This is a genomic window from Streptomyces sp. NPDC060064 (genome assembly GCF_042736455.1).
GTDB lineage: Bacteria > Actinomycetota > Actinomycetes > Streptomycetales > Streptomycetaceae > Streptomyces.
In genome coordinates this window covers 1-1,039 of sequence record NZ_JBHWWF010000113.1, presented here as the reverse complement: position 1 = coordinate 1,039, position 1,039 = coordinate 1, and the positions used below count along the sequence as shown (strand labels likewise).

Annotated in this window: 1 protein-coding gene and 1 pseudogene; both read left to right on the top strand. The window is 67.7% G+C overall.

Annotated features, from left to right (window positions below; translation table 11 throughout):
• On the top strand, positions 1-573 hold a 573-nt coding region (locus tag ACFWDI_RS40980; RefSeq protein ID WP_385312195.1), incomplete at its 5' end, for a TauD/TfdA family dioxygenase.
• Positions 570-1,039 (top strand): annotated as a pseudogene (locus tag ACFWDI_RS40975) (2,3-diaminopropionate biosynthesis protein SbnB); the annotation flags it as partial. The gene ACFWDI_RS40980 and the pseudogene ACFWDI_RS40975, both read left to right, overlap by 4 nt.

Sequence of the window (1,039 nt, the reverse complement as noted above, 5' to 3'; positions counted from 1 at the left end):
GCGCTGCCCACCGAATTGACCGAGCGGTTCGAGCGGGAGGGCTGGCTGCTCACCCGCAGCTACAACGACGAAATCGGGGCGTCCCTGGCCGAGGCATTCGGAACCGACGAGCGGGGCGCCGTCGAGAACTACTGCCGTGCCAACGCGATCGAGTTCGCGTGGCAGCCCGACGGTGGACTGCGCACCAGACAACGCCGCAGCGCCGTGGTGCGACACCCGGTCACCGGCCGGCGCTGCTGGTTCAACCAGATCGCCTTCCTCAACGAATGGACGCTCGCCCCCGAGGTGCGCGAGTACCTGATCGACGAGTACGGCGCCGACGGACTGCCGTTCAACACCCGCTTCGGCGAAGGCGACCCGATCGGCGACGACGTCGTACAACTGCTCAACAAGATCTACGAGGAGAACACCGCACGCGAGCCGTGGCAGGCCGGCGACCTGCTGCTCGTCGACAACATCCGCACCGCACACAGCAGGGAACCCTTCGAAGGACCGCGGGAAGTGCTCGTCGCGATGGCCGATCCAACTCACCTCACCGACTGCTCGCCAACCATCGAGGTGACTGGCCCATGACCACCGTCCGCTCTACCGCGACGAAGTTCGAAGTAGTCGAGCAGGCCACCGTGGCCCCGTTTGCGGTGATCCCCGGTGCCCAGGTTCAGCGCGTGCTGCAGGGGCGCGAGAAGGAGATCGTGGAGTTGGTCGAGGCCACCTACCGGCTGCACGGCGCCGGTGATTCGGTGAACCCGCCGTCCTACTTCCTGCGTTTCCCCGACCGCCCGTCCTCCCGGATCATCGCGCTGCCCGCCTCGATCGGCGGGGCGGTGCGGGTGGACGGCCTGAAGTGGATCTCCAGCTTCCCGCAGAACGTGACGGCAGGCATCCCTCGCGCCTCGGCCGTGCTGATTCTCAACGACCATGACACCGGCTACCCGTTCGCCTGTCTGGAAAGCTCGATCATCAGCGCCACCAGGACGGCCGCGTCAGCGGCGTCAGCGGCCGACTGGCTCAGCCGCGACCGGCGGCGCCCGACACGCGT